Here is a 23,486-nt window from a genome sequence, read left to right on the forward strand (position 1 = left end):
ACTTTTCATGAACGCGATCTTGGCAGCGGGCGATTTCGACCTCTCGGAAGAGGCGCCCGCAAAGATCAATCTTGCACTGCATGTTACCGGCCGCCGGGCCGATGGCTATCATCAGCTCGACATGCTGGTGAGCTTTACCCGCCACGGCGACCGTCTTGCCTTTCGTGCAGCCAATCATGACGAATTCAGCCTTTCGGGACGCTTCGGCCCCCTTCTCTCCGTAGAAGCCGGCGACAATCTCGTGCTCAAGGCGCGTGATCTGCTGCGGCAGGCCGCTCATGCGGCAGGCTTCGACGCAGCTGGCGTTCATATCCACCTCGAAAAGAACCTGCCGATCGCATCGGGCATCGGCGGCGGTTCGGCGGATGCGGCGGCCACCTTGCGCGGGCTGATGCGGCTGTGGCAGCTCGACCTGCCGGAAGAGGCGGTCAAGGCCATCGCCCTGAAGCTCGGCGCCGATGTGCCGATGTGCCTTGCGAGCCGGCCGCTGGTGGCGCGCGGGATCGGCGAAGCGATCGAATTGCTGCCGGCGTTTCCCTCCTTTCCCGTGGTTCTCGGCAATCCGCTCATCGGCGTGTCGACGCCGGAGGTATTCCGCCAACTGTCCCGCAAGGACAATCCGCCGCTGCTGTTTCCATCGCAGATGCCGCAGGGCCAGGGCGAATGGATCGACACGATCAAGGCCCTGCGCAACGATCTCGAACCACCGGCGCGTTCGATCTGCGCCGAAATTGCGGTGCTTTCCGGCCTGATCGAAAGTCAGGCCCCGATCCTGACCCGCATGTCCGGCTCCGGCGCGACATGCTTCGGTATCTTCGCCGACACGGAACAGGCAAAGACCGCCGCCGCCTCGCTTCACAGGCAGAGGCCGGACTGGTATTTCCAGGTAACGGAGACGATTGCGGGAGAGGCATGATGGCAGGCTCAGGCAGCGAAAGACCCTTTATTCCCGTTGGCATCGCCGTGCTGACCGTTTCCGACACGCGCACGCTTGCCGATGACAAGTCCGGCGATACGCTGGTTGCGCGCATCGCGGACGCCGGCCATAGGCTGGAGGCCCGTGCCATCGTCCCCGACGACAAGGAGCGTATCCGCGCGCAGGTGGAAGCCTGGACGAAGGACGACGCCATCGACGTGGTGATCACCACCGGCGGCACCGGCTTCACCGGCCGCGATGTGACGCCCGAGGCGCTGGAGCCCTTGTTCGAAAAGCGGATGGATGGCTTTTCCGAGGTCTTCCACCGCATCTCCTACGACAAGATCGGCACGGCGACGATCCAGTCACGCGCAACGGGTGGCGTTGCCAATGCCACGTTCATCTTCGTGTTGCCGGGCTCTCCCGGCGCCTGCAAGGATGCCTGGGACGGCATCCTCAAGGCGCAGCTCGACTACCGGCACATGCCCTGCAATTTCGTCGAGATCATGCCGCGCCTGGACGAGCATCTGAGGCGCGGCGCCGGTTCGAAATAGATCCCGCATCTCTGCAAGGCATGTGTAGCTACTATGCCTTCGATCCCGGAAGCGCAGGAATTGATTCCCAGGTGTCGCCTCTGAGGATAATGCAGCTTCGGCCGGAGACATCGCTGACCATCATTGTCCAGTTGCCGCTTTCGGCAGCATAGATCTCAACGATCGTGTTGGGGTCGAGCTTGCCGACAGCCGACAATTTTTCGGAAAGATGGCCGAGAAACGCGACGATATCGACGCGTTTGGCACAGGCCACTGCCGCTTGGGAGGCAGCAACGCCGGGATAGAGAATTGCACTGGCAACCAAGGCCGTTGCCATCAGGCGGTAGAGTATCGTGCGTTTCATAACGCACCTCCTTTCGCCGAAATCTCGGCGGAAAAGGAGAGTTCCGCTGACCAGTTCCGCCGCATACCGGCATCTTCATGGTCGGCCGCCCAACGCGACACGCGAAAGGTGCCGCCACGTTAAAATTATGACAGCTATTCGCCGGTTTACAAATGGAATCTGGGGCGGTTGACGCTCTATCGGGCCGCTCGCGCCACCCACGAAGGGATGAGCTCGCTTGCCAGCCTTCGGCCCTTCTGGCCTTTTGCGAATTCGGCCAATCGCATGCCGGTTCTGGCCGTGGCGATCGCCTGCGGCTTGGACAGCAGTAATCCCAGCTCCAGGGGCGGTGTGCTGCGGCCGATGCGCTTCAGGAATGGTCGCCGATAGCCGCGCGATGCGGTAAAGCGCGCCGGGGCCTTGTTCAGCGAGACATACTCTGCGATCTCGTCGATCCAGCCGGCTTGCGGCCGGGCGCCGGGCTCGACCAGCAGCAACCATTCGCCGCGTGCCGAGCGCAAGATATCCTTGATGTCCCACTGCGAATAGAACCGGCAGCCGGCAGCATCGGCCACCCGCGATGTGCCATCCCGCGAGCCGTGATCGAGCACGACGACATCGCAGACAAGCCCCTCGATCGCGCCTGCCACCAATGCCGCCAATGTCTGCGCCAGCTCGGGCTCCTGATCCTGGCATTCGATGATTACTGTCAACATTGCCCATTTATAGAGCGGCGCACAATTTATTGCCAGCGCATAGGCCCTGGGTTTGTCTGTTTGAGCGAAGGCTTATTCATGGGCGAAAAACGCCTCCATGGACTCCGTAAATTGGCGGAGAAGCGGTGCGGGATCTGTGCAATTCCAGTTTTTTGTTCTTGCAATGTTCTCGTTTGTCGGATAGGAATTTAATCATCTTAGACGCGGCATGCGATGGCACGAACCGCCCTGGAGCTACCGATGAACGAGCAGTCCCTTGCAGGGCAGGCCGCATTCGCGCCTGCCAATACGGCAGACGTTGCCAACGCCATGATTGCCGATACCGGCCTCAGGGTCGATGCCGAGCGTCGGCGCGGGCGCGGCGCAGGATTGAACCCCAGCGGTCGGTTCGAGCCGCAGCAGCGCGAGGCCTTCGACGACGGCTGGCAGAGCTGGGAGGAGCTGCCGCCATTCAAGACCGAGGTGCAGGTGGAAAAGCCGCGCACCGCGATCACCCGCAACGAATCCCCCGATATCCCCTTCGACCGTTCCATCAACCCCTATCGCGGCTGCGAGCATGGCTGCATCTACTGCTTCGCACGGCCGACACATGCCTATATGGGCCTGTCTGCCGGGCTGGATTTCGAATCGAAGCTGTTCGCCAAGCCGGATGCGGCAAAGCTTCTGCAACGCGAGCTGGCGAAGCCCGGCTACAAACCCCGCGTCATCGCCATCGGCACCAACACGGACCCTTATCAGCCGATCGAGAAGGAATGGCGGATTATGCGTCAGATCCTCGAAGTGTTGAACAAGGCGAACCATCCGGTCGCCATCGTCACCAAATCGGCGCTGATCATGCGCGATATCGACATCCTCAAGGAGATGGCCGCCAGGAACCTGGTGCGGGTGGCGCTGTCGGTCACGACGCTCGACCGCAAGCTCGCGCGCACCATGGAGCCCCGGGCTGCAACGCCGTCACGGCGGCTGGAGGCGATCCAGGCCCTCAGCGAGGCCGGCATCCGCACCGCGATCATGGTGGCGCCGATCATCCCTGCCCTCAACGATCACGAGATCGAGCGCATTCTCGATGCCGGCAAGGCGGCCGGTGCCCTGGAGGCAAGCTATGTCATCCTGCGGCTGCCGCTGGAGGTGAGCCCGCTGTTTCGCGACTGGCTGCTGCAGCACTATCCGGACCGCTATCGCCACGTCATGTCGCTGATCCGCTCGATGCGCGGCGGCAAGGATTACGATGCGGAATTCGGCAAGCGCATGAAGGGCGCCGGGCCTTATGCCTGGCAGATCAGCCGCCGTTTCGAGATGGCGACGCGCCGCCTCGAGCTGACGCGCCGCAATATCGCCTTGAGTGACGACCTCTTCGTGCCGCCGGATGGCAGCGGCGTGCAGCTGTCGTTGCTCTGACCTTTCCTCGCGGGCTTTCCCTGTGCCCGCCGGAAGAAAGCCCCCCAGGTTCGCCGCCCTGATCCACCGGGGGCTTGCAGGAGATCGGGTGGTGTGCCAGCTTCGCCGCATGTCACGCAGCACATCACCCGATTCTCCAATGCTATTCGAGGACGCGCCTCTTGTTCCGACCTTCGAGCTGGAACTGATCGCCCGCCGCGCCGGCCACTGGCCGGTTGCCGGAGCGGATGAAGCCGGCAGGGGCCCGCTCGCAGGCCCGGTCGTAGCGGCCGCCGTCATTCTCGACCCTGAGCATATCCCGAACGGCCTGAACGATTCCAAGCAGCTGAGCGCTACCAGACGCGAGCAGCTGTTCGCGGAAATCCTTGCCACGGCGACAGTCTCCATCGCCTCGTCGAGCGCGGCCCGCATCGACACCACCGACATCCGCAAGGCAAGCCTGGATGCCATGCGACGCGCCATTTGCGGGCTGGCAATGCCGGCAAGCTATGTGCTCACCGATGGGCTCGATGTGCCCGCGGGGCTGGCCTGCCCCGGAAAGGCCGTCGTCAAGGGCGATGCACGCTCCTTCTCCATCGCAGCCGCCTCGATCGTCGCCAAGGTGACGCGCGACCGGATGATGGCGCGGGCCGGCGTCGTCTTCCCGGCGTACGGCTTTGCGGCCCATGCTGGCTATGGCACGGCTCAGCACCGCGCCGGCATCGAACAGCATGGCCCCTGCCCTCTGCACCGCATGAGCTTCCGCCCCTTGCGCAAGGAAGCCGTCTGAGAGGTCACCCGGTCAAGCCTGCGGCAATTACGCCTGACCGCTCCGTCACATAGGCGATATCGCTGCGGTAAATCTGGTCGTGTCCGTCCCGCAGATTGCGGCGGTAGCGTTCGACGCCGCGCGCGGCTTCCCGCTCCATGAAGGCCAATAGTGCCTCAAGCCGCTCGATGATGACGCCCGGCTGGGCATGGCGCTCGGTAACGGGCAATTCATAGGCATCGACAAAGGCTCGCGCGCGCCGGATCTGCCCGTCAAGCCTATCCAATCCCTCCACTGCCACGTTTGACGACAACGGAGCCCAGCGATAGAGAGCGTAGGCCAGATCCCAAATGCGCGAGCCGGGATGAGCTGTCTCGAAATCGATGATCCCCGTCACTTCACCATCGTTGACGACGACATTGTAGGGCGCGAAATCTCCATGACAGACGATCTCGGACGGCAGGCGCGGCGGCAGCTGCCATGTATGGGTGGCGGCAATATCCCGCAGCACCAGAGCAGAGCTATGATGATACCGGTGCAATAGCAACGCGGCCGATCGCAGGATCCGCTCGGAGCGCATTTCGCCATTATCGCCGAGATCGCCCGTGGCGCCGGGCAGATAGGCAACCTTCTCCCAGACCTCGTCGAAGCCGTTCGGTTGCGGAGCCGCGGTGAAACCATACCGCGGCAAGGCGGCCAGCAGCGCATGCACGCCCGGCGTCCAAGGACGCACCGGCCTCACGACAAGATCGCCCTGACGAAACGGCTCGTCGTCCCTCGATGACTGCATCTGCGCGCCCCCCCCCTCGATCCCATGGCTTCGCTATCTGCCGCAAACCATGGTCAACCTGCGGAAAGCAGGATGAAAAACAAAAAAGCCCCGCGCAAGCAGGGCTCTTTCGAATTTCGATCTTCCGCGCGCTTAGTTCAGGCGCGTCTTCACGTCCTTGACGGCATCGTTGAAGAGTTCGCTTTGAACGCGGCCATCGGCCTTCTTCGCGAGAACCGATTCAGCGGCGGCGATCGCCAGGTCGACGGCTGCGGAGCGAACCGCCTTCATCGCGTCGGCTTCAGCCTGCTTGATCTTCTGCTCGGACAAAGCCGTGCGGTTGGCGACGAATTCCTCGGTCTTCTTCCGGGCTTCGGTCGTCAGCATTTCGGCTTCGCGCTCGGCTGCGGCAACGATGTTCGCTGCGTCTGCTTCAGCTTCCTTGCGCTTGCGCTGATATTCGGCCAGCAGGTGCTGGGCCTCTTCGCGCAGGCGCTTGGCTTCCGCCAGCTCGTTACGGATCTGGTCGGCGCGGTCGTCGAGCGACTTCGCCATCATGCCCGGAACCTTCAGGTAGACGATGAGACCGATGAAGATGATGAGAGCGACAAATGCAAAGAAAGTTTCGTCAAGACCAAAAGTCATAACTTAGCCCTCCCGCTTCGCGGATGCTGCGGCAACGGCCGAAGCGACATCAGCCTTGCCGGCGACATTGCCGACCAGCTGTTCCACGACGGCGGAAGCAGTTTCTTCCGCAATCGCACCAACATCGCCAAAAGCCTTTTCCTTGATCTCGGCAATGCGGGTTTCCGCAGCCTTGAGCTTCTCGGAAAGGCTTGCCTCGATCGCCTTGCGATCTTCCTCGGCCTTTGCCTTGGCGGCATCGCGGGCAGAAGCGCCGATCGAATTTGCCTTGGCGCGGGCTGCGGCCAGCTCGCTTTCATAGGTCGCGACGGCAGCGTCGGCTTCGGTCTTCAGACGCGAAGCTTCCTCGATATCCTGGGCGATCCGGTCATGCCGGCTTTCAAGGATATTGCCAACGCGCGGAATGACGATCTTCTGCATGGCCACGTAGAAGATGACGAAGGTGATCACCAGCCAAAGCAGCTGTGACGGATACGTCGTATGGTCAAACGGCGGAAAAACGCCGGCGTGATGGCCTTCACTCGGCGCACCCGTTTCCGTATGCACCTCGCCGGCGGCCGGCGGTGCTTCGTCAGCATATGCCGGGGTCACAAACATGCTCACCTCCAGGTGGTCTGCAAATACAAAGAATCACGGCTCGCTGCCCGCGAACCGTGATCTATGACGCCGCTGATATCAGACGGCGAAGAGCAGGAGGAGAGCGATGAGCAGCGAGAAGATGCCCAGAGCTTCCGTAACGGCGAAGCCGAATACCAGACGGCCGAACTGGCTGTCAGCAGCAGACGGATTGCGCAGTGCGCCGGACAGGTAGCTGCCGAAGATATTGCCGAGGCCAAGAGCCGTGCCGGCCATACCAAAGCAAGCCAAACCTGCGCCGATGAACTTTGCTGCTTCCGCGTCCATGTTGAACTCCTTTGAAATGGTTGTGCGGTGAATAACTGACGCCCTTAGACGCCAATGTCTTTATCCTTAGTGGCCACCCGGATGCACTGCGTCGTTGAGGTACATGCAAGTCAGTACCGCAAAGACGTAGGCCTGAAGGAAGGCGACAAGGAATTCGAGACCGGTGAGGGCGACGGTCATGATGAGGGGAAGAATTGCACCGCCGATGCCGATCGCGCCGAGGGCTCCGAGCGAGGCAACGAAGCCTGCGAACACCTTGAGCGTGATATGGCCGGCGAGCATGTTGGCGAAAAGACGAACGGAGAGCGAAATCGGCCGGGACAGGAAGGAGATGATTTCGATCACCACCACCAGCGGCAAGAGAATGCCGGGAACACCCTGCGGCACGAACAACTTGAGGAAGCCAAAGCCGTGCTTGATGAAACCGTAGAGAATAACGGTAAGAATGACGAGCAACGCCAGCGCGAAGGTGACGATGATCTGGCTGGTGACCGTATAGAAATAAGGCACCATGCCGAGCAGGTTCGCGGTGAGCACGAACATGAAGAGCGAGAAGACCAGCGGGAAGAACTTCATTCCCTTCGTTCCCGCCCCTTCCTTCAGCATCGAGGCGATGAACTCATAGGCCATTTCGGCAACCGACTGAGCCCGGCTCGGGATGACGCTGCGCGGTGCGCTGGCATAATACAGGAAGCCGGCAGACAGCACTGCGGAAGCGACCATGAACAAGGAAGCGTTGGTGAACGAAAAATCAATTCCACCGATGTCGATCGGAATAATCTTGAAGATCAGGAACTGATGGGTAGGTCCGTTTGCCACCGCTTGTTCTCTTTCATTTTCCCGCCCTGTCGGAGCGGATGCCTCTCATTTGGAAACCACGCCGCAGCGTTGCTTCCGCTCATTTCTTATCCGTCTTGCGCTCATCAAGCTCAGGTGTCGCCACCTTGCCCGCAGAACGCAGCACATTCAGCACGCCGGCACAGAATCCGAGAAGCAGGAAAATAATCATGCCCCACGGCGTCGTACCAATAAAACGGTCCAAGACATAGCCCAGAACGACGCCAACGATGATTGCGGCAATGAATTCACTGGAAAGCTTCATCGCCTGAGCATAGCCTTTACGGCCTTCCTCGGCGCGAATCTCCCCGCGTTCATCCTCTCTCACCGCAGCGCGCTTGCTCGCCAATTCGGCTCCCAGCTGCGCTCGTCGCTGCTCCAGACCTTCGTCGCGATCATCCGTCATGGTGACATCCTCCCCCTTTTCGTTGCGCGCTATCCCAACACCCCGGTCAACGCGTAAACGAACAGCAGGTTTCGCCACCTTTCGGCCCGTTTTGAAGTCGCGCGCAACATAGTTTTAGGAAAAAGCATAGTCAAGGCGTAGACACCATCTGTCCAGCCATAAATTAGCCCAATTAAATCATGATCTTAGACTGAAAGAGCCTTATGAGCCGAAAAGTGAGCCGAAGAATCCCCTTCAGCCCATGCTTTTCCGTCGCTTTTTTGCCTGGTGTGGCGAGCTTTCATCCGGCCCCGAAACAGCGGCCGGATTGCTTCAGCTCCAGCCGCCGCCATAGGTCCTATAAAAGATGTGCATGCCTATGCGGCCGACCTTCACCATTTCGGCCGCCCATTTCGGCCGGACGTAGACGGCATGATAGTGCGTGGCCGAGCCGACTTCCGGCAGCCAGATCTTGCCGGCAGTGACGGCCATGGCCACCTGACGGGCAATGCGCCAGTGTTCCTGTGAATTGACTTTCTCCTTGACGTTGTCGCAGGCGAAGGAGAACTGACAGGCATTGTGCCAGTCTTCATTCTGGTAGACCACACCGCAGATGGTCTTCGGATAGGCGGGATTGCGGACCCGGTTGAGAATGACCTGAGCCACTGCCGCCTGCCCCTTCACCGACTCTCCGCGCGCCTCGAAATAGATGCCGGTGGCAAGGCACTGCTGTTCATCCGAAGAAAAGACCGAAGGCGGAAGAACATTGGCGGCCCAGGCATGATCCTCTGGGCCGATCTGCGGCACGAAGCGGCCTTCGCCATCCTGATCCTTGGCAAGAATGGAATCGAAGGGCGAAACGCGGGCATAATCGGGCGCCGGCGAGGCATAGGCTGCGGCGAGAACATCGGCATCCGGGTTGGTCACGAGACTCGCGAGATAGGACGGCACGCCATCGTCCGGCTTCGGCGGCTGCTTTTTGTAAAAGGCGGTGGCAATCTGGATTTCCTTACCGCCGAGCTTGGGCTTCAGGAATGCCGTACGCTCGCCGGTATCGGATTCCGGCCGGAACAGCATGCTGTCACGCTGCAACACGGAGCCTGCGGAAAAATCCTTCGGCGGAAGCATCGGCGCGACGGCCACCACGCGACCCTTCTTGTCCTGCCGGTTGACACGGTCCTCATCCGGGCGCGGATCGCTGCCCTTCTGTTCGGACTGGAACGCCACACGGCGTCCGTCCGGCAAGACCAACCCGCCATCACCGATCGCCGCCGACGCCTTGGCGTCGCCGAATGCCAGTTCCGCCTGATGGGTGGAACCGGCCGGCGAGTTTGTCATCACCATACGCCAGTTGGCCCCTTCCCTGTCGATCCCCGCAAGCATGCCGGCAAGATCGCCATAAGCGGCGGCCGACGGGAAGATCAGCCAGGCACAGAGCCCGAAGACGGCTGGAGAAGTCCAGTTCTGCGGCAGAAACCGCAATTTTCGACTGACATGACGCGAACGAGACAACACCGGACTCCAAACGGCACTCGAAACCAGGAGCCGGAATAATCTCTCATTAACCTTGATGGATGGTTAATTCGGGCGGGAATGTATCCCGAACGTGGCGAGCCGAAAGCGATGCGTCGGGAATCTACGGGAAGACCGCAGGCATTTGAGCCTCTGAAGGGGGGCCGATGTGCTCGGCCTCCATATATCTGCGCGCCAGCAAGACCGCTATGTACGTCCAACCGATAGCCTGGAAAGCGTTGGCTACCAAAGCCAGCAGAATGGCAGCGATATTCAGATGACCATCCGTGATCAGTTCCACGCTGCCGAAGGACACCTCAAGTATCAACGCTATGATCGTGGCAACGAGAGGAACGGCTAGACCCAAGAACACCAGAAGCACCGTCGAAGGGAAGCGCGCCACCCCTCTTCGCAGCGCATCCCCCATCGTCGCGTTCGCGCCGTGAATATTTGCCGGCAGCCATGTTCCGAGGAGTGAAAGAACAATGGCAAACGCCACCAGATATGCGAGCGTTACCCAAATTATGATGTGAGCTTTACTCGCGCCACCCCCGCGCAAAAGGAAAAATATGGCGGGAATAATCAGTATAAACGCCAGTAGGACGAGGACAAAGCTTCTGAACATATATCCTCCAAGCGGAAGCTTTCTGCCTCGCGCCGCGGCCGTGAAATTCTGATTCCGCAAAACAGAATTCTGCACATTCATCACCAACAGAGCCGATAGAAAGAGGACCGCGCCCGTTGAAGCAAATTTCTTGGAGTACTCGTCGAGAATGGCCATGCCGACCGCACAAATCACAAACACCGCGTAAAAAACCAGATTGTTACGCGCGATAGATAAGGCCTGCTTGAGCATCCGCAATCCCCCCGAAAGTAAAGAGCCGTTTCCCTTTTAAATTGAATATTACTATGCGCTACTTGCGCAATAAAAAAATCGGCAGGCCCGGCGGATATCCCCCGGGCCTGCCGACAAACAACGAAAGCGGCTGCTTCAGATGATGACGTGCGAGCCCAGTTCCACCACACGGTTGGCCGGCAGTCGGAAGTAGTCGGACGGATCGGTCGCGGCGTTGGCGAGCGCGATGTAGAGCCGGTCCTGCCAATGCGGCATCCCGGACTTGGCGTCCGGCACCAGCTTGCGGCGGCCGAGATAGAAGGAGGTCGACATGATGTCGAACTTCAGGCCCGTCTTGCGCAATGTCGCCAGGGCCTGCGAGACGTTCTGCGATTCCATGAAGCCGAAGCGTAGTTCGACGCGCGAGAAGCGCTCGGAAACCTTTTCGACCGAATAGCGGTCTTCCTGGGCGACGCGCGGCTTGTTGACGGTGCGGATCGTCAGGATGACGTTCTTGTCGTGCAGGACGTGATTGTGCTTCAGATTGTGCAGCAGCGCGGCGGGCGCGGATTCCGGATCGCTCGTCAGGAAGATCGCCGTGCCTGGCACATGCGCGGGCGAGTGATCGCTCTTGCGCTCGATCGAACTGACGAAGGACGACAGCGGAATATCCGTGTGCCGCGTCTTCTCCATTAGGATCGCGGTGCCGCGCCGCCAGGTCCACATGATGACGGTGAAGGCCGTCGCGATCATGACCGGGACATAGCCGCCGTCGTGGATCTTCAGGAGGTTGGCGCCAAGGAAGACGAATTCCAGCATCAGCAGCGGCGCCAGCACCGCAACCGCCATCGGCAGCGTCCAGTTCCAGCGGACGCGGACGAATTCGAACGCCATGATCGAGGTCACGACCATCGCGCCGGTCACGGAAATACCATAGGCCGTCGCCAGGGCATCCGAGGTCTTGAAAGCCAGCACGAGGAAGATGACGCCGAAGAAGAGGACCGTGTTGACGGACGGCAGGAAAATCTGACCGGTATTGGTTTCCGAGGTGAACAGGATTTCCATGCGCGGCAGGAAGCCCAGATGGATGGCCTGGCGCGTGAGCGAGAAAGCACCCGTTATGACAGCCTGGCTGGCGATGATCGTCGCCATCGTGGCGAGAATGACCACCGGCAGGATCGCCCAGTGCGGAAACATCAGGAAGAAGGGGTCGGACATGGCCATGGGCTCGCGCAGCACCAGCGCACCCTGGCCGAAATAGTTCAACGCCAGCGACGGGAACACCAATACGAACCAGGCCCATTGAATGGGACGGCGGCCGAAATGGCCAAGGTCGGCATACAGCGCTTCCGCGCCCGTCACCGTCAGGAACACGGCACCGAGGACGACGACGCCGAGGAAGCCTTCGCGCACGAGGAAGCTCACGGCATACCAGGGATTGAGCGCGGCCAGAATGCTGAAATCATCGGAAATGTGCATGATGCCGGCAAGGCCCATGACGATGAACCAGATTGCCGTGATCGGGCCGAAGAAGCGGGCGACCGCGCCGGTGCCATGCGACTGGATGGCGAAAAGCAGGGCCATGATCGCGACCGATATGGGCACGATATAGTCCGACAATGTCGGCGTCACGAGTTTCAGGCCTTCCACGGCGGAGAGGACCGAAAGCGCCGGCGTGATCATCGCGTCGCCGAGGAAAAGCGCAGCACCCAGCAAGCCCAGCAGCATCAGGACGGCCGTGTGGCCGTTTGCCGTCTTCATCAGCAGCGCCAGCAGCGACAGGGTGCCGCCTTCGCCGTCATTGTCCGCGCGCAGCAGAAAAAGAACATATTTGATGGTGACGATGATCGTCAGTGTCCAGAACATCAGCGAGACGACGCTGATGACTTCGCCGCGCGTCAGACCGTCGGCGGCCACCGGCTTCAGTGCCTCGCGGAAGGCATAGAGCGGGCTCGTGCCGATATCGCCGTAGACTACACCGATCGAACCGAGGGCGAGGTAAGCGAGCTTACGAGCGTTCATTTTCCCGTCGGGAGAATGATGGGTTTCGTTAGACATTCAGGATCACTAGACTCTCAGAGCCAGCCTTTCCAGCGAAAAAAGAAAAACGGAACGATGGCGGAAACCACCATCAACAACAGCGATGTCGGGTAGCCGTAGGCAAAATGCAGCTCGGGCATATGCTCGAAATTCATGCCGTATACGGACGCCACGAGCGTCGGCGGCAGGAACACCACGGAAGCGATCGAGAAGATCTTGATGATGGCGTTCTGCTCTATATTGATCAGCCCGAGCGATGCATCGAGCAGGAAGGTGATGTTTCCTGCGACGAACGACGCATGCTCCGACAGGGATTGCACATCCCGCGCAACGTTGCGGCACAGGTCCTTGGCCTCATGGTCCTGGTGCATGGCGGGAATGGTATGAAGGAAGGTCAGCAAGCGGGACAGGGAGCTCAGGCTGTCGCGCACCTTGCTCAGCGTGCGGTGATAGCCTGCGATGTCCTTGAGCTTTTCTTCCAGATAGTTTGCCGGCCGGCGGATCTTCTTCACACGATCGCCAAACACATGCACCGACAATATATCGATACCGGCGACCGTCTGTTCAAGCACCTCCGCGGTACGATCGACGATCGTTTCGAGAAGCTTGGCAAGGAGCGAGACGCCGGTGCGCCGCTCCTGCGGGATGCGCTGCAAGGCCGCGATGAACAGCGCGAAGGATTTCGGCTGCGCGTAGCGGATGGTGACCAGCCGATCTCCCGTCAGGATGAAGGCGACATCGGTGAGCATCGGCAGATTGGTATCGGCCTTCCACAACAAGGAAGCGGTCAGAAAAACGGAGCCGTTTTCGATATAGAGCCGGCTCGACGGTTCTATATCCTTCATGTCTTCGCGTGTCGGCACTTCGAGCCCTAGCAGGCGCTCGATGGCGGCTTCTTCCTCGCGCGAGGGATCGACCATGTCGATCCATACGGCATTCTCAGGCAGCCGATCTGCAGCCGAAAGATCGGGAAGCTCAAGCGGCTTCGAGTCTGAGCAATAGGCAGTTATCAACTGCTTGCTCCTGCAGCGACGGAAACGAAACCGGAGCCAAGGCGCGTTGCGCGCACTCGCCGCGATCTCACCAATGGCCAATGAAAAAAGTTCATAAAACCCCGGTCGTATCCCGCCGGTCCGGCCGGGAATCCGTGTTCACGTTCCATTGCGCTGCTGTACCAATCCTTCGTCCGTCCCGGCGAAACCGCCTGCTCGGACGAAATAAAACCACCGTTCGGCGGAGAGTGGTCATCGGAAACGACCGACCAGTTCCACGCAGGCGGCGCATATGCAGCAAAGCTCGCAAAGAATCAAGTCACAACCTCTTCATTGCGCGCTTTCACCGCAGTTTGGCTAATCTTGCGAAGTCATAGCACAGGATGCCGACAAGACAATCCGTCACTATACCGAAAGCAGATATGTGTTCGTGAATTATTCAAACACGATCGACGGCGCGGCGCGCTGCGGGGAGCTTGCCACCTGCTTCCAGACATTGGCCGCGATCTCGCGATATATGCCGGCAACGACCCCGTTCGGCTCGGCGGCGACCAGCGGCGTGCCGGCATCGGAGGTCTCGCGGATGCCCATGGTCAACGGCACTTCGCCCAGGAACGGCACGCCGATGCGCTCGGCTTCCTTGCGGGCGCCGCCATGGCCAAAAATGTCGTAGCGCGCGCCGGTATCGGGAGCGATGAAATAGCTCATATTCTCGACGATGCCGAGGACGGGAACCTCGACCTTGCGGAACATGTTCAGCCCCTTGCGCGCATCGATCAGCGCCAGATCCTGCGGCGTCGACACGATGACCGCCCCGGCGAGCGGCACCTGCTGCGCCATGGTGAGCTGCACGTCGCCGGTGCCCGGCGGCATGTCCACCACCAGCACGTCGAGCTCGCCCCAGGCGACCTCGCGCAGCATCTGCAGCAGCGCGGATTGCACCATCGGCCCACGCCAGATCATCGCGGTCTCTTCCTCGACAAGGAAGCCCATCGACATGACCTTGAGGCCGTAATTCTCCATGGGATTGATGATGCGGCCGTCGATCTGGGTCGGACGACCGGAAATCTTCAGCAGACGCGGCATCGAGGGGCCATAGATATCGGCGTCCAGAATGCCGACGCGCAGGCCGTTGGCGAGCAGCCCCAGAGCCAGGTTGACCGCAGTCGTCGATTTGCCGACGCCGCCCTTGCCGGAGGCGACGGCGATGATGGACTTGACGCCGGGAACGCCGGCCTTGGCAGCACGAGGCGGCTGTTGCGGCGCGGGCGCGCGAGAATGGGAATGGCCATGCGGGGCGGCTTGCGGCGGCGTCGGCCGAGCCGTTGGAGCGCCGGCCTTCTTGTCCGCCGTCAGCGCGACCAGAGCGCCCTTGACGCCGGGCATTTCCTTGATGACCCGCTCGGCCGCAAGCCGCATCGGCTCGAGATCCTTCGCGCGCTCGGCGGGAACCGTGATGGAGAAATAGACCTTGCCGTCCGAAATGAAGACGTCCGACACCATGCCGAGTTCGACAATATTGTGCTCCAGGTCCGGGCCGCGAACCGTCTTCAACGTTTCCAGCACCTGTTCCTTGGTGATGTCTGCCATTCCACCCTCACTGCACGGTCTTGATCGAGAGCGCGGCCCGGGCGGGCGCTTCCCGAAATCATTCTGGCTTAGATAGTGGAGCGGCAGGACTTCGCCAAACGAAATTCGGAACGCCGTCGATAAAAAACGTCTTCGTTGCGGCCGGCAGGTCCGCCGGGTCCATCTATGACCCTACCAGCCGCAACGCTCTCCCAATCGGGGAAGACGTTTTCGCGGGCCGACATAGAGCACCCATCGGAAAGGAATAGGGCAACGGGACGAAAATCGTCCCATCCGCGCATCCGAACTTAGTAAGCGTGTTAAATAAGCAACAACCGCCGCCGACGCCTTCGCCTGGAGAAGCTGTGGCGTGGCATCGGCGGCGGTTGTTCGATCCGCGCTCGTTTCATCGGCGCTGTTATCAAAGTCCCCTCTGGACCTCTGCCATTTAACAAGCAGGAAGCGTGCCAGTTTTCAGGAACTCAAAAATATCGATGTAAATCAATGACCTGACGAATAAGCTCTTGCGGATGATGGATGAGTGCTGAAGCGCGCGTCATCAATTCCGCTCGCAACGCACAAAATCCGTTCACAAGCTGCCTAAATCTCGATCATCGCCATGCGGCCGAAGAATGGCTGCGGCCGGGATGCCGAGACGGCTGCACCGGCCCGCCAAAAGTCATTACTTGATCAGTCCGACCCGTAGAGCCTTGGCAACGGCCTGCGTACGGTTGACGGTATCGAGCTTCTTGGTGGCACGGTTGAGATAGTGATTGACGGTGTGCTCCGAAAGCGCAAGGATTTCAGCTATCTCCGCGCTGGTCTTTCCGGCCGCCGTCCAGTTCAGGCAATCGATTTCCCTGTCGGTGAGAGCATCGACGACGCGCACATCCAGGTTGCGGATTTCGGCGAGCCGGTCGAAAACGTGAATGGCGACGTAGAAGAGGTCCTTTATCTCTTCGGCCGAAAACAGATCGCGGTCGCCAGCCATGGAAACTGCGCCACGAAGACCGGAAGCGTCATGGGTGGGCAAATAGACGAAACGCGACATGCGAAAACGCTCGAACAAGGCGACGGCAAGCTGTGACTTGCCCTCCTCGCGATTCGCACTCGCCGCGACGTCGTGGATAAAGGGCAAGGTGGAGCGACGCAAACGCTGCAGGACAGGGCTGGTCGGCAGCAAGCATTCCTGATCGTAGATGGAGAGCAACTCCGCCGGCCAGTTGTTGATCACCGAATTGCTCTGCAATTCAGAGGAGGTTATCGGCGGCAATTTGAGCACCATGAAAGCGCGGCAGCGGTAGGCCTCCGTCAGCCCCTTCATGAACCGGAACACATCGAACTGCGTCTTAAGCCTGCCGATTTCCTCGATAAAATCCTCGCCGCGAGGGGGCGTCCCCGCCTGTACGAATGCCGCCATTATCAGTCTTCTTTATGTAAAAGAGGGAAAAAATCTGAAACTTCCGTCTCCTGTCCCTCGCGATTATCGTAGCAGCACCGATATCAGGCGCCGGCTAAAATATAAGTTTTCCAAAACCGTGAATGGATCAATGACCATTACTATGATGTCGTCTCATCACCTTGCCAAATCCTCCACATTTCCAGCAATCACCTGAGGATAATGGCAGCTCTTACGCATATCTCAACAGTAAAATTCCAGATAAACGGGCAATTTGGCTAAGATCCGGCGCCAGCAGCATTAAATCGGCGGCCTTTAGACAGCCGTAGCGCGAAATTTGCGAAACTAACGCTTGGGGCCCATGCGGTTTCGCATGTCCATCATGATCGAATCAGCCGCGGCCACCGCCAAAGGCGCCCATGCCTGCAACTTCTGCGATGTGACGCGGTAAGCCGGCCCGGTCACGGAGACCCCGGCCAGCATGTGACGATCGTCGGAGCAGATTGGGGCGGCAACGCAACATATGCCGCTTTCATGCTCCTCCAGATCGAACGCGTAGCCACGCGCCCGGATCTCGGAAATATTCGACAGCAGCGCGGAGGCGTCGCCAAGCGTGTGCTCGGTATAGGCTCGAAATTCGAGGCCCGCGATCCTTGCGGCAAGTTCGGCATCATCGAGCGACGAGAGGGCCGCCTTGCCGACGCCCGTGCAATAGGCCGGAGAGGCATTGCCGATCTGTGAATACATGCGCACGGATTGCCGGCCCTCCACCTTGTCGAGATAGATGACCTCCACGCCGCGCAAGACGCCGAGATGCACGGTTTCGCCGGTCACTTCCTGCAAACGGTGCAGATGCGGTTCGGCGATGGCGCGGAACTCGTTGCGCGCCCAGCTGCGCGAGGCGAGCGTCAACAGCCTGAGACCGATGAGATAACGCCCATCGCGATCGACCTCGAGGAGCCCTTCCTCGACGAGGTGCGACAGTTGCCGGTGCAGCGTGCCGCGCGGCTGATCGGACAGCGACAGAATGTCCGTGAAGCGCATGGGGCCATCGGCAAGCGCGACGACATCGAGCAGGGAGACGAGCTTGCCGAGCGTGCCGGTTTCCCGGTCGCGGCGATCGTTCGCGTTTGCACCTTCCGAATTCAGGTCCGCATCCTTTCATTTATCGCTGGCGGCGTTGCCGCATCCTTGACACGATGAAAGCGTAATCCGATAATTCCACATAGTCAAATTTTGTTCCAAATAATGGAACTATTGACCTATCCCGGAGGAAAGATCTTGGCTGAGATGCAAGCGCAGTTTCCCGATCTGAAAGACCGCACCGTCCTGATTACCGGCGGAGGCTCCGGCATCGGTGCGAGCCTCGTGGAAGGCTTTGCGAAACAGGGCGCGAAGGTCGCCTTCATCGATATTGCCGAGGAACCCAGCAAGGCGCTCGCCGTCCGGCTTTCGGCGCAATCGGCCCATCCGGTCGCCTTCTACCATGCCGACCTGCGCGATGTTCGCGACATAAAGAGCACGGTCGCGGCCGTCGAATCCGATCTCGGCGCGATCCGGGTGCTCGTCAACAACGCCGCCTGGGACGACCGGCACGACATCGACACCATGACCGAGGAGTATTGGGACAACAGCCAGGCGATCAACCTGAAACAGGTCTTCTTCGTATCGCAGGCGGCAGCGCCCGGCATGCGCGGCGCGGGCGGCGGCGCGATCATCAACTTCTCCTCGATCGCCTTCAAGATGAACCCGCCGCAGCTTTCCTCATATGCCGCCGCCAAGTCCGGCATCATCGGACTGACCAAGAGCTTTGCCGGACGCCTCGGCCCCGAGAATGTCCGTGTCAACGCGGTTCTGCCGGGCATGATCGTGACCCAGCGGCAGCTGGACCTGTGGCTGACCGAGGACGGCATGGCCAGAACAGTCGATCGGCAGTGCCTGAAGCGCGTGCTGAGCGCCGACGATCTGGTCGGGCCGGTGCTTTTCCTGGCGTCCGACTGCTCGGGCGCCATGACCGGACAAGCCATCACCGTCGATGGCGGCATTTTCTAACGCAAAATTTGGAGCATTTCTCATGACGAAGCCCGCATATGTCGCGGTGGACTGGGGCACCAGCAGTTTCCGCCTGTGGCTGATCGGCGAAGACGGCGGCATTCTGGCGGAGCGCCGCAGCGGCGAAGGCATGACCACGGCGGCCCAGACCGGTTTCGACACGGTTCTGCAGGCACATCTGGATTCCGTCTCCGCGCCCGATGCCATCCCCGTCATCGTCTGCGGCATGGCCGGAGCGCGGCAGGGATGGGTGGAAGCCGGATATATCGATACGCCGACCTCGCTTTCCGCCATCCTGACCGGCGCCGTCTCCGTCCCCGGACAGCCGCGCGACATCCGCATCCTGCCGGGTCTGGCGCAACGCAGCCAGGAAGTGCCCGACGTCATGCGCGGCGAGGAGACGCAGCTGCTCGGCGCGATCCCCGCCGACGCCAAGGGCGAGCAGCTCGTGTGCATGCCGGGAACGCATTCGAAATGGGTGCGGGTGCTCGACGGCCAGGTAACGGGCTTCTCGACCTACATGACCGGCGAGCTTTTCGACGTCATTACCAAGCACAGCATCCTGTCGCACGCCGTTGCCGGCGCCGCCGACCTGCCCGCCGATACCAGGACATTCGAAACTGCGCTGAAGGCGGCATCGGACAAGCCGGCGCTTGCCACCAACCTGCTGTTCACGGCCCGCTCCGGCCAGCTTCTGAACGGGCTGACGGCCGCCGGCGCGCAGGCGCTGATATCGGGTACGCTGATCGGCACGGAAATCGCCGGCGCACTGGCTTCGGCCGGGAAGAATGCGGCCATCACGCTTGTCGCCTCCGGCCGCCTCCAGGCTCTCTACGAGGACGCGTTCCGCGCCCTGTCTCTCACCTACAACACCATTGACGCCGATGCCGCCGTCCGTCGCGGGCTTTCCGCCGCGGCCGAGGCGATCTGGTTCACCAAGGAAAGCTAAAGCAGATGACGACCCGCACCCCCTTCCCGCCCATGAAGCGCCCGCTCATCGCCATTCTTCGCGGCATCAAGCCGGAGGAAACGGCTGATATCGTCAGCGCGCTGATCAAGACTGGCTTCAGCGCCATCGAAATCCCGCTGAATTCTCCGGAGCCTTTCCGCTCCATCGAAATCGCCGCCAAGCTGGCGCCCGCCGATTGCCTGATCGGCGCCGGCACCGTGCTGACGGTCGAAGACGTCGACAGGCTGGACGGCGCCGGCGGCAAGCTGCTGGTGACGCCGAATGTCGAGCCCGCGGTCATCAGCCGCGCCCGCGACAAGGGCATGGTGACGATGCCGGGCGTCTTTACCGCCACGGAGGCGCTTCAGGCAGCGCGCGCCGGCGCCACCGGGCTCAAATTCTTCCCCGCCGGCGTGCTCGGCGCATCCGGCATCACCGCCATTCGCGCGATCCTTCCGCCGGAGCTCGTCATCGCCGCGGTTGGCGGCGTTTCGGACAAGAATTTCGCCGATTACACCAAGGCCGGGATCCTGGCTTTCGGCCTCGGCACCAGTCTTTACAAGCCGGGAATGACGGCCGCAGAGGTTGCCGAACGCGCCAAGGCCACCATTTATGCCTATGATGCAGCCATAGGAGCCTGATCTATGACCGATATTCATGATTTTCAGGGCAATATTCTCTGCAACACCTCCTCCGTCCTGGGAGAGGGCCCGACCTACGATCCGGATACGGACACCGTCTGGTGGTTCAACATCCTCGGCAAGGAACTGCACGAACTGCATCTTCCCACAGGCAAGAAGCAGGTTCACGAGCTGCCGATGATGGCAAGCGTGCTGGCCCGCGTCGATGCGGAGCGGCAGATGATCGCCACCGAGCAGGGCCTGTTCCTGCGCGACGTCGCCACCGGCGAGCTGAGCTTTTATGCGGCGATCGAAGCCGACAAGCCCGAGAACCGTTCCAACGACGGGCGCACGCACATATCCGGATCGCTCTGGATCGGCACCATGGGCAAACGCGCCGAAATGCAGGCGGGCGCCATCTATCATGTCGCCGGCGGCAAGGTCACCAAGATCTTCGACCAGATCAGCATTCCCAATTCCATCTGCTTTTCGCCGGACGGCAGCATCGGCTACTTCACCGATACCCGCGTCAGCCAGCTCATGCGCGTGCTCGTCGATCCCGAGACGGGGCTTCCGACGGGCGAGCCGATCGTCATGGTCGACAGCATGGAAGATCCGGGCGGTCTCGACGGATCGGTCTGCGATGCCGACGGCTATATCTGGAATGCGCGCTGGGGCTCCGGCTTCGTCGACAAGTACAGCCCGGACGGGCTGCGCATCGAGCGCTACCGCGTGCCGGCCATGCAGCCCTCTTGCCCCGCCTTCATCGGCAAGAATGCTGACCGGCTTGCCGTGACCACGGCCTGGGAAGGGCTGGACGACGAAGCGCGCTCCATGCAGCCGCAGGCTGGCGCGCTTCTGGAGCTCGGCCCCACGGTCAGAGGCGTTTTCGATCCTCCCTACAAGCTTTGATTGAAGCTTTTGCCGCCAGCACCGGCGGCTTTTCTCGACGATCAACGCGGCGTCAGCCTCAAAATTCTTCGGAAGAACCTGGTCTCCGCGTTGGTCCATGCCCGGCATCCGGGCAATCCCACGGTTGTTTTTTGAATCAATAGTCTTTTGTTATTAAACGATAATTTTTCCAATCCCTGCGCGACCGCATCGACTTTCCGCAACTTTTGACGGAACTAAAACCAGCCTGAGCCATTTGCCTTTAAGACCGGCACGACAATGGCTGGTCCTTAAAAACTCCACTCGCGCTGGTAAGCATGCGCGCTTGATAAAGCATGCCCATCAGAATGAAAGGTAGGTTCACGATGACTGGGAAACTCTTCACTTCCGTTGCTGCGGGCGCAATCTTCGCCACGGCCTCCGTACTCTCGCCGATGGCCTTCGCGCAGGCGCAGCAGCCGTCGAACGGCGACAGCGGCAACGCGCCGCTCTCGCAATCCGCTCCGGCAACGCCGGGCGCTGCAAAGCCGGATAGCGCAACACCGCAGAATAACGCGCAGGCTCCAGCCGCAACGACGGGCACGGAGCAGGCCGGTGGCTATCTGACCGCGCAGTCGGCGGACCAGATCAGCGCCAAGACCTATATGGGCCAGTCGGTCTATAACGGTCAGAACGAAAGCATCGGCAGCATCAGCGACCTGATCCTGCAGAAGCAGGGCGGTGTCGTCGCCGCAGTGATCGGCGTCGGCGGTTTCCTTGGCATAGGCCAGAAAAACGTCGCCGTTCCCTTCGACAAGATCACCGCCACCCAGAATGCTCAGGATGGCACGGTGAAGCTGACGGCCACCGAAACGGCCGAATCGCTGAAGGCTGCGCCGGAATTCAAGACGCTTTCGATGCAGGCGTCCGAGAAGGCGGCAAGCTCGGCCGGCAGCTCGACAATGCCGGGAACCGACAGCACGACCACGTCGTCGACCACCAACAAGTAAACACCGGTCGAACGAAATACGGAAACGGCGACCTCCCCGGCCGCCGTTTTCTTTAACTGTCCTTCTTCAACTACGCGATTTCGCGTTCGTTGCCGGGCTCGAAATAGTGGGTTTGCAGGTAGCGAAGCGTCGCGGCGCCGTCCGCGGGCTTGCCGAAGTAATACCCCTGCCCCATCGCGCAACCCAGCGCCTTCAGCTTCGCCGCTTCGGCGTGTTCCTCTATGCCTTCCGCAACGACACGCAGCTCCAGCCCTTCGCACATGGCAAGAACCGCCTTGATGATGTGCTCGGATGCCCGATCGGAATTCATACGCGAGACGAAGGCCCGGTCGATCTTCACCTTGTCGAAGATGAATTCACGCAGTCGCCCGAGGCTCGATTGGCCCGTGCCGAAATCGTCGAGAGAGATGCGGACACCCGCAGCGCGCAGGTCAGCTATGATGCGATGAGCCGTATCGGCCGAGCTCATGACGGCAGTTTCGGTGATTTCGAGCTCGAGACGATGCGGATCCAGGCCGACGCGCGTGAGGATGGCAAGGACGCTGCTGCTGGTGCCGGGATCCATCAATTGTGCCGAAGACAGATTGAAGGACAGGAAAAGCTCGCGCGGCCATGAAAGGGCGGCTTCCGCCGCCTTTCGCAGAAGCGTTTCGGAAAGCGCGTCGATGAAGCCGCGCTCCTCGGCAAGCGGCACGAAGACGGCCGGAGAGACGAAACCGAGATCCGGATCGTTCCAGCGAGCCAGTGCCTCGAAACCGAGAACCATGTTGTTGGCGAGCGAAACGATCGGCTGGAAATGCACGTCGATGGCATCGGAGATGATGGCATTGCGCAACGCCTGCTCCAGCTGCGTCGCGCGCTTCATCTCCTGCGCAATCTCCCTCGAATAGACGGTAATCTGGCCGCGACCGCGACGCTTGGAACGGTAAAGCGCGGTTTCCGCGTTCTTCAGGAGATCGTCGAACTCCTCGCCGGCGAACGGATGGATGGCGAAACCGAAGGAGGCGGAAAGGCGAACGTTGCGGTCGCCGAGATCGTAGGGCGCGGAAAGCACCTCGCGGATCATCTGCCCGAATTTTTCGGCGCCGACGCGTTCGAAAACCAGCGGCAGGACGAAGGCGAACTCGTCGCCGTCATGACGCGTCACCATCGCGCCGTCGGGGATGCAAGCCTTGAGGCGGTGGGCAACCTGGCAGAGAATCTCGTCGCCGGCCTCGACGCCGAACAGGTCGTTGATCGGCTTGAAGGCATCGAGGTTGACGATGCCGATGGTGAATGGCGCGGGATCGCTGGCGCGTTCCAGCGAAAGAGCGCGCGTGCGCTCGCGCATGCGATGCCGATTGCCCAATCCGGTGAGCGGATCGGTATAAGCTATTGCCTGCGGCTCTTGACCAACTGGCCCTGGCAGCATTTCAGCCGATTTCATATTCGGTTCCGACCTTTTC

General features: G+C 60.8%; 25 protein-coding genes. 9 read left to right on the forward strand and 16 right to left on the reverse strand.

Annotated features, from left to right (window positions below; translation table 11 throughout):
* The first annotated feature begins 7 nt into the window (after positions 1-7).
* Positions 8-916 carry a 4-(cytidine 5'-diphospho)-2-C-methyl-D-erythritol kinase gene (locus GR212_RS00675; protein WP_163984542.1) on the forward strand — a complete coding sequence of 303 codons (909 nt, stop codon included), beginning with the start codon at positions 8-10 and terminating at the stop codon, positions 914-916.
* Positions 916-1,470, forward strand: coding sequence for a molybdenum cofactor biosynthesis protein B (gene moaB / locus GR212_RS00680; protein ID WP_163985143.1), 555 nt, complete (start codon positions 916-918; stop codon positions 1,468-1,470). The genes GR212_RS00675 and moaB overlap by 1 nt, the downstream gene beginning before the upstream one ends.
* 31 nt (positions 1,471-1,501) lie before the next feature.
* Here moaB and GR212_RS00685 read toward each other — a convergent pair whose 3' ends face one another.
* Together GR212_RS00685 and GR212_RS00690 are read right to left on the reverse strand one after the other, a co-directional pair.
* The gene (locus GR212_RS00685; RefSeq protein WP_163984543.1) at positions 1,502-1,813 is read right to left on the reverse strand and encodes a hypothetical protein; all 312 of its coding nucleotides are present in this window, start codon (positions 1,811-1,813) and stop codon (positions 1,502-1,504) included.
* Between the two features lie 176 nt (positions 1,814-1,989).
* A complete protein-coding gene (locus GR212_RS00690; RefSeq protein WP_163984544.1) occupies positions 1,990-2,508 on the reverse strand; it encodes a glycosyl transferase in 519 nt (172 codons plus the stop codon).
* A gap of 240 nt (positions 2,509-2,748) precedes the next feature.
* Between GR212_RS00690 and GR212_RS00695 the strand changes: the two genes are divergently transcribed.
* Both GR212_RS00695 and GR212_RS00700 read left to right on the forward strand, forming a co-directional pair.
* Positions 2,749-3,906, forward strand: coding sequence for a PA0069 family radical SAM protein (locus tag GR212_RS00695; protein ID WP_163984545.1), 1,158 nt, complete (start codon positions 2,749-2,751; stop codon positions 3,904-3,906).
* A 109-nt stretch (positions 3,907-4,015) separates the two neighbouring features.
* Positions 4,016-4,675: a ribonuclease HII gene (locus tag GR212_RS00700; RefSeq protein ID WP_163985144.1), complete on the forward strand. Its 660-nt coding sequence runs from the start codon at positions 4,016-4,018 to the stop codon at positions 4,673-4,675.
* A 4-nt stretch (positions 4,676-4,679) separates the two neighbouring features.
* Here the strand turns inward: GR212_RS00700 and GR212_RS00705 are convergent, their stop codons facing one another.
* From GR212_RS00705 to GR212_RS00765, 13 genes are all read right to left on the reverse strand, one after another.
* Positions 4,680-5,444 carry a phosphotransferase gene (locus GR212_RS00705; protein WP_163984546.1) on the reverse strand — a complete coding sequence of 255 codons (765 nt, stop codon included), beginning with the start codon at positions 5,442-5,444 and terminating at the stop codon, positions 4,680-4,682.
* Between the two features lie 132 nt (positions 5,445-5,576).
* Positions 5,577-6,068, reverse strand: a complete 492-nt coding sequence (locus GR212_RS00710; RefSeq protein WP_163984547.1) for a F0F1 ATP synthase subunit B — start codon at positions 6,066-6,068, stop codon at positions 5,577-5,579.
* A 3-nt stretch (positions 6,069-6,071) separates the two neighbouring features.
* The gene (locus GR212_RS00715; protein ID WP_163984548.1) at positions 6,072-6,665 is read right to left on the reverse strand and encodes a F0F1 ATP synthase subunit B; all 594 of its coding nucleotides are present in this window, start codon (positions 6,663-6,665) and stop codon (positions 6,072-6,074) included.
* A 78-nt stretch (positions 6,666-6,743) separates the two neighbouring features.
* On the reverse strand, positions 6,744-6,971 hold the full coding sequence (locus tag GR212_RS00720) for a F0F1 ATP synthase subunit C (protein WP_004109844.1): 228 nt from the start codon (positions 6,969-6,971) through the stop codon (positions 6,744-6,746).
* Between the two features lie 66 nt (positions 6,972-7,037).
* Positions 7,038-7,790 carry a F0F1 ATP synthase subunit A gene (locus tag GR212_RS00725; protein WP_163984549.1) on the reverse strand — a complete coding sequence of 251 codons (753 nt, stop codon included), beginning with the start codon at positions 7,788-7,790 and terminating at the stop codon, positions 7,038-7,040.
* 79 nt (positions 7,791-7,869) lie between these two features.
* A complete protein-coding gene (locus GR212_RS00730) occupies positions 7,870-8,214 on the reverse strand; it encodes an AtpZ/AtpI family protein (protein WP_163984550.1) in 345 nt (114 codons plus the stop codon).
* 312 nt (positions 8,215-8,526) lie between these two features.
* The gene (locus GR212_RS00735; protein ID WP_163984551.1) at positions 8,527-9,705 is read right to left on the reverse strand and encodes a cell wall hydrolase; all 1,179 of its coding nucleotides are present in this window, start codon (positions 9,703-9,705) and stop codon (positions 8,527-8,529) included.
* A gap of 124 nt (positions 9,706-9,829) precedes the next feature.
* Positions 9,830-10,561 (reverse strand): hypothetical protein, encoded by a 732-nt coding sequence (locus GR212_RS00740; RefSeq protein ID WP_163984552.1) that lies wholly within the window; start codon positions 10,559-10,561, stop codon positions 9,830-9,832.
* A gap of 135 nt (positions 10,562-10,696) precedes the next feature.
* On the reverse strand, positions 10,697-12,562 hold the full coding sequence (locus GR212_RS00745; protein WP_432444346.1) for a potassium transporter Kup: 1,866 nt from the start codon (positions 12,560-12,562) through the stop codon (positions 10,697-10,699).
* Positions 12,563-12,615: 53 nt separating this feature from the next.
* The gene (locus tag GR212_RS00750) at positions 12,616-13,593 is read right to left on the reverse strand and encodes a magnesium transporter CorA family protein (RefSeq protein ID WP_163984554.1); all 978 of its coding nucleotides are present in this window, start codon (positions 13,591-13,593) and stop codon (positions 12,616-12,618) included.
* A gap of 414 nt (positions 13,594-14,007) precedes the next feature.
* Positions 14,008-15,162, reverse strand: a complete 1,155-nt coding sequence (apbC, locus tag GR212_RS00755) for an iron-sulfur cluster carrier protein ApbC (protein WP_163984555.1) — start codon at positions 15,160-15,162, stop codon at positions 14,008-14,010.
* Between the two features lie 661 nt (positions 15,163-15,823).
* Positions 15,824-16,561, reverse strand: a complete 738-nt coding sequence (locus GR212_RS00760) for a helix-turn-helix transcriptional regulator (protein ID WP_163984556.1) — start codon at positions 16,559-16,561, stop codon at positions 15,824-15,826.
* Between the two features lie 324 nt (positions 16,562-16,885).
* The gene (locus tag GR212_RS00765) at positions 16,886-17,689 is read right to left on the reverse strand and encodes an IclR family transcriptional regulator (protein WP_163985145.1); all 804 of its coding nucleotides are present in this window, start codon (positions 17,687-17,689) and stop codon (positions 16,886-16,888) included.
* A gap of 141 nt (positions 17,690-17,830) precedes the next feature.
* On the opposite strand from GR212_RS00765, the gene GR212_RS00770 reads away from it, so the two are divergent.
* From GR212_RS00770 to GR212_RS00790, 5 genes are all read left to right on the forward strand, one after another.
* Entirely contained in the window at positions 17,831-18,592 is a 762-nt protein-coding gene (locus tag GR212_RS00770; protein WP_204326240.1) for an SDR family NAD(P)-dependent oxidoreductase, read from the forward strand.
* A gap of 22 nt (positions 18,593-18,614) precedes the next feature.
* Positions 18,615-19,541, forward strand: a complete 927-nt coding sequence (locus tag GR212_RS00775; RefSeq protein ID WP_163984558.1) for a 2-dehydro-3-deoxygalactonokinase — start codon at positions 18,615-18,617, stop codon at positions 19,539-19,541.
* Between the two features lie 5 nt (positions 19,542-19,546).
* A complete protein-coding gene (locus GR212_RS00780) occupies positions 19,547-20,182 on the forward strand; it encodes a 2-dehydro-3-deoxy-6-phosphogalactonate aldolase (protein WP_163984559.1) in 636 nt (211 codons plus the stop codon).
* A gap of 3 nt (positions 20,183-20,185) precedes the next feature.
* A complete protein-coding gene (locus GR212_RS00785) occupies positions 20,186-21,073 on the forward strand; it encodes an SMP-30/gluconolactonase/LRE family protein (RefSeq protein WP_163984560.1) in 888 nt (295 codons plus the stop codon).
* A gap of 344 nt (positions 21,074-21,417) precedes the next feature.
* A complete protein-coding gene (locus GR212_RS00790) occupies positions 21,418-22,041 on the forward strand; it encodes a PRC-barrel domain-containing protein (protein WP_163984561.1) in 624 nt (207 codons plus the stop codon).
* A 70-nt stretch (positions 22,042-22,111) separates the two neighbouring features.
* On the opposite strand, the gene GR212_RS00795 is transcribed toward GR212_RS00790, so the two are convergent.
* A complete protein-coding gene (locus tag GR212_RS00795) occupies positions 22,112-23,467 on the reverse strand; it encodes a putative bifunctional diguanylate cyclase/phosphodiesterase (RefSeq protein ID WP_163984562.1) in 1,356 nt (451 codons plus the stop codon).
* Between the last annotated feature and the right edge of the window lie 19 nt (positions 23,468-23,486).

The organism is Martinezella lusitana (assembly GCF_010668395.1).
Taxonomy (GTDB): domain Bacteria; phylum Pseudomonadota; class Alphaproteobacteria; order Rhizobiales; family Rhizobiaceae; genus Rhizobium; species Rhizobium lusitanum_A.

Coding starts and splice junctions, on each gene's coding strand:
- GR212_RS00740 (WP_163984552.1), bottom strand. CDS start 10,561: ATGCTCAAGCAGGCCTTATCTATCGCGCGTAACAATCTGGTTTTTTAC.
- GR212_RS00690 (WP_163984544.1), bottom strand. CDS start 2,508: ATGTTGACAGTAATCATCGAATGCCAGGATCAGGAGCCCGAGCTGGCG.
- GR212_RS00675 (WP_163984542.1), top strand. CDS start 8: ATGAACGCGATCTTGGCAGCGGGCGATTTCGACCTCTCGGAAGAGGCG.
- GR212_RS00785 (WP_163984560.1), top strand. CDS start 20,186: ATGACCGATATTCATGATTTTCAGGGCAATATTCTCTGCAACACCTCC.
- apbC (WP_163984555.1), bottom strand. CDS start 15,162: ATGGCAGACATCACCAAGGAACAGGTGCTGGAAACGTTGAAGACGGTT.
- GR212_RS00790 (WP_163984561.1), top strand. CDS start 21,418: ATGACTGGGAAACTCTTCACTTCCGTTGCTGCGGGCGCAATCTTCGCC.
- GR212_RS00705 (WP_163984546.1), bottom strand. CDS start 5,444: ATGCAGTCATCGAGGGACGACGAGCCGTTTCGTCAGGGCGATCTTGTC.
- GR212_RS00795 (WP_163984562.1), bottom strand. CDS start 23,467: ATGAAATCGGCTGAAATGCTGCCAGGGCCAGTTGGTCAAGAGCCGCAG.
- GR212_RS00695 (WP_163984545.1), top strand. CDS start 2,749: ATGAACGAGCAGTCCCTTGCAGGGCAGGCCGCATTCGCGCCTGCCAAT.
- GR212_RS00730 (WP_163984550.1), bottom strand. CDS start 8,214: ATGACGGATGATCGCGACGAAGGTCTGGAGCAGCGACGAGCGCAGCTG.
- GR212_RS00715 (WP_163984548.1), bottom strand. CDS start 6,665: ATGTTTGTGACCCCGGCATATGCTGACGAAGCACCGCCGGCCGCCGGC.
- GR212_RS00775 (WP_163984558.1), top strand. CDS start 18,615: ATGACGAAGCCCGCATATGTCGCGGTGGACTGGGGCACCAGCAGTTTC.
- GR212_RS00700 (WP_163985144.1), top strand. CDS start 4,016: ATGTCACGCAGCACATCACCCGATTCTCCAATGCTATTCGAGGACGCG.
- GR212_RS00710 (WP_163984547.1), bottom strand. CDS start 6,068: ATGACTTTTGGTCTTGACGAAACTTTCTTTGCATTTGTCGCTCTCATC.
- moaB (WP_163985143.1), top strand. CDS start 916: ATGGCAGGCTCAGGCAGCGAAAGACCCTTTATTCCCGTTGGCATCGCC.
- GR212_RS00720 (WP_004109844.1), bottom strand. CDS start 6,971: ATGGACGCGGAAGCAGCAAAGTTCATCGGCGCAGGTTTGGCTTGCTTT.
- GR212_RS00780 (WP_163984559.1), top strand. CDS start 19,547: ATGACGACCCGCACCCCCTTCCCGCCCATGAAGCGCCCGCTCATCGCC.
- GR212_RS00770 (WP_204326240.1), top strand. CDS start 17,831: ATGCAAGCGCAGTTTCCCGATCTGAAAGACCGCACCGTCCTGATTACC.
- GR212_RS00685 (WP_163984543.1), bottom strand. CDS start 1,813: ATGAAACGCACGATACTCTACCGCCTGATGGCAACGGCCTTGGTTGCC.
- GR212_RS00745 (WP_432444346.1), bottom strand. CDS start 12,562: ATGAACGCTCGTAAGCTCGCTTACCTCGCCCTCGGTTCGATCGGTGTA.
- GR212_RS00760 (WP_163984556.1), bottom strand. CDS start 16,561: ATGGCGGCATTCGTACAGGCGGGGACGCCCCCTCGCGGCGAGGATTTT.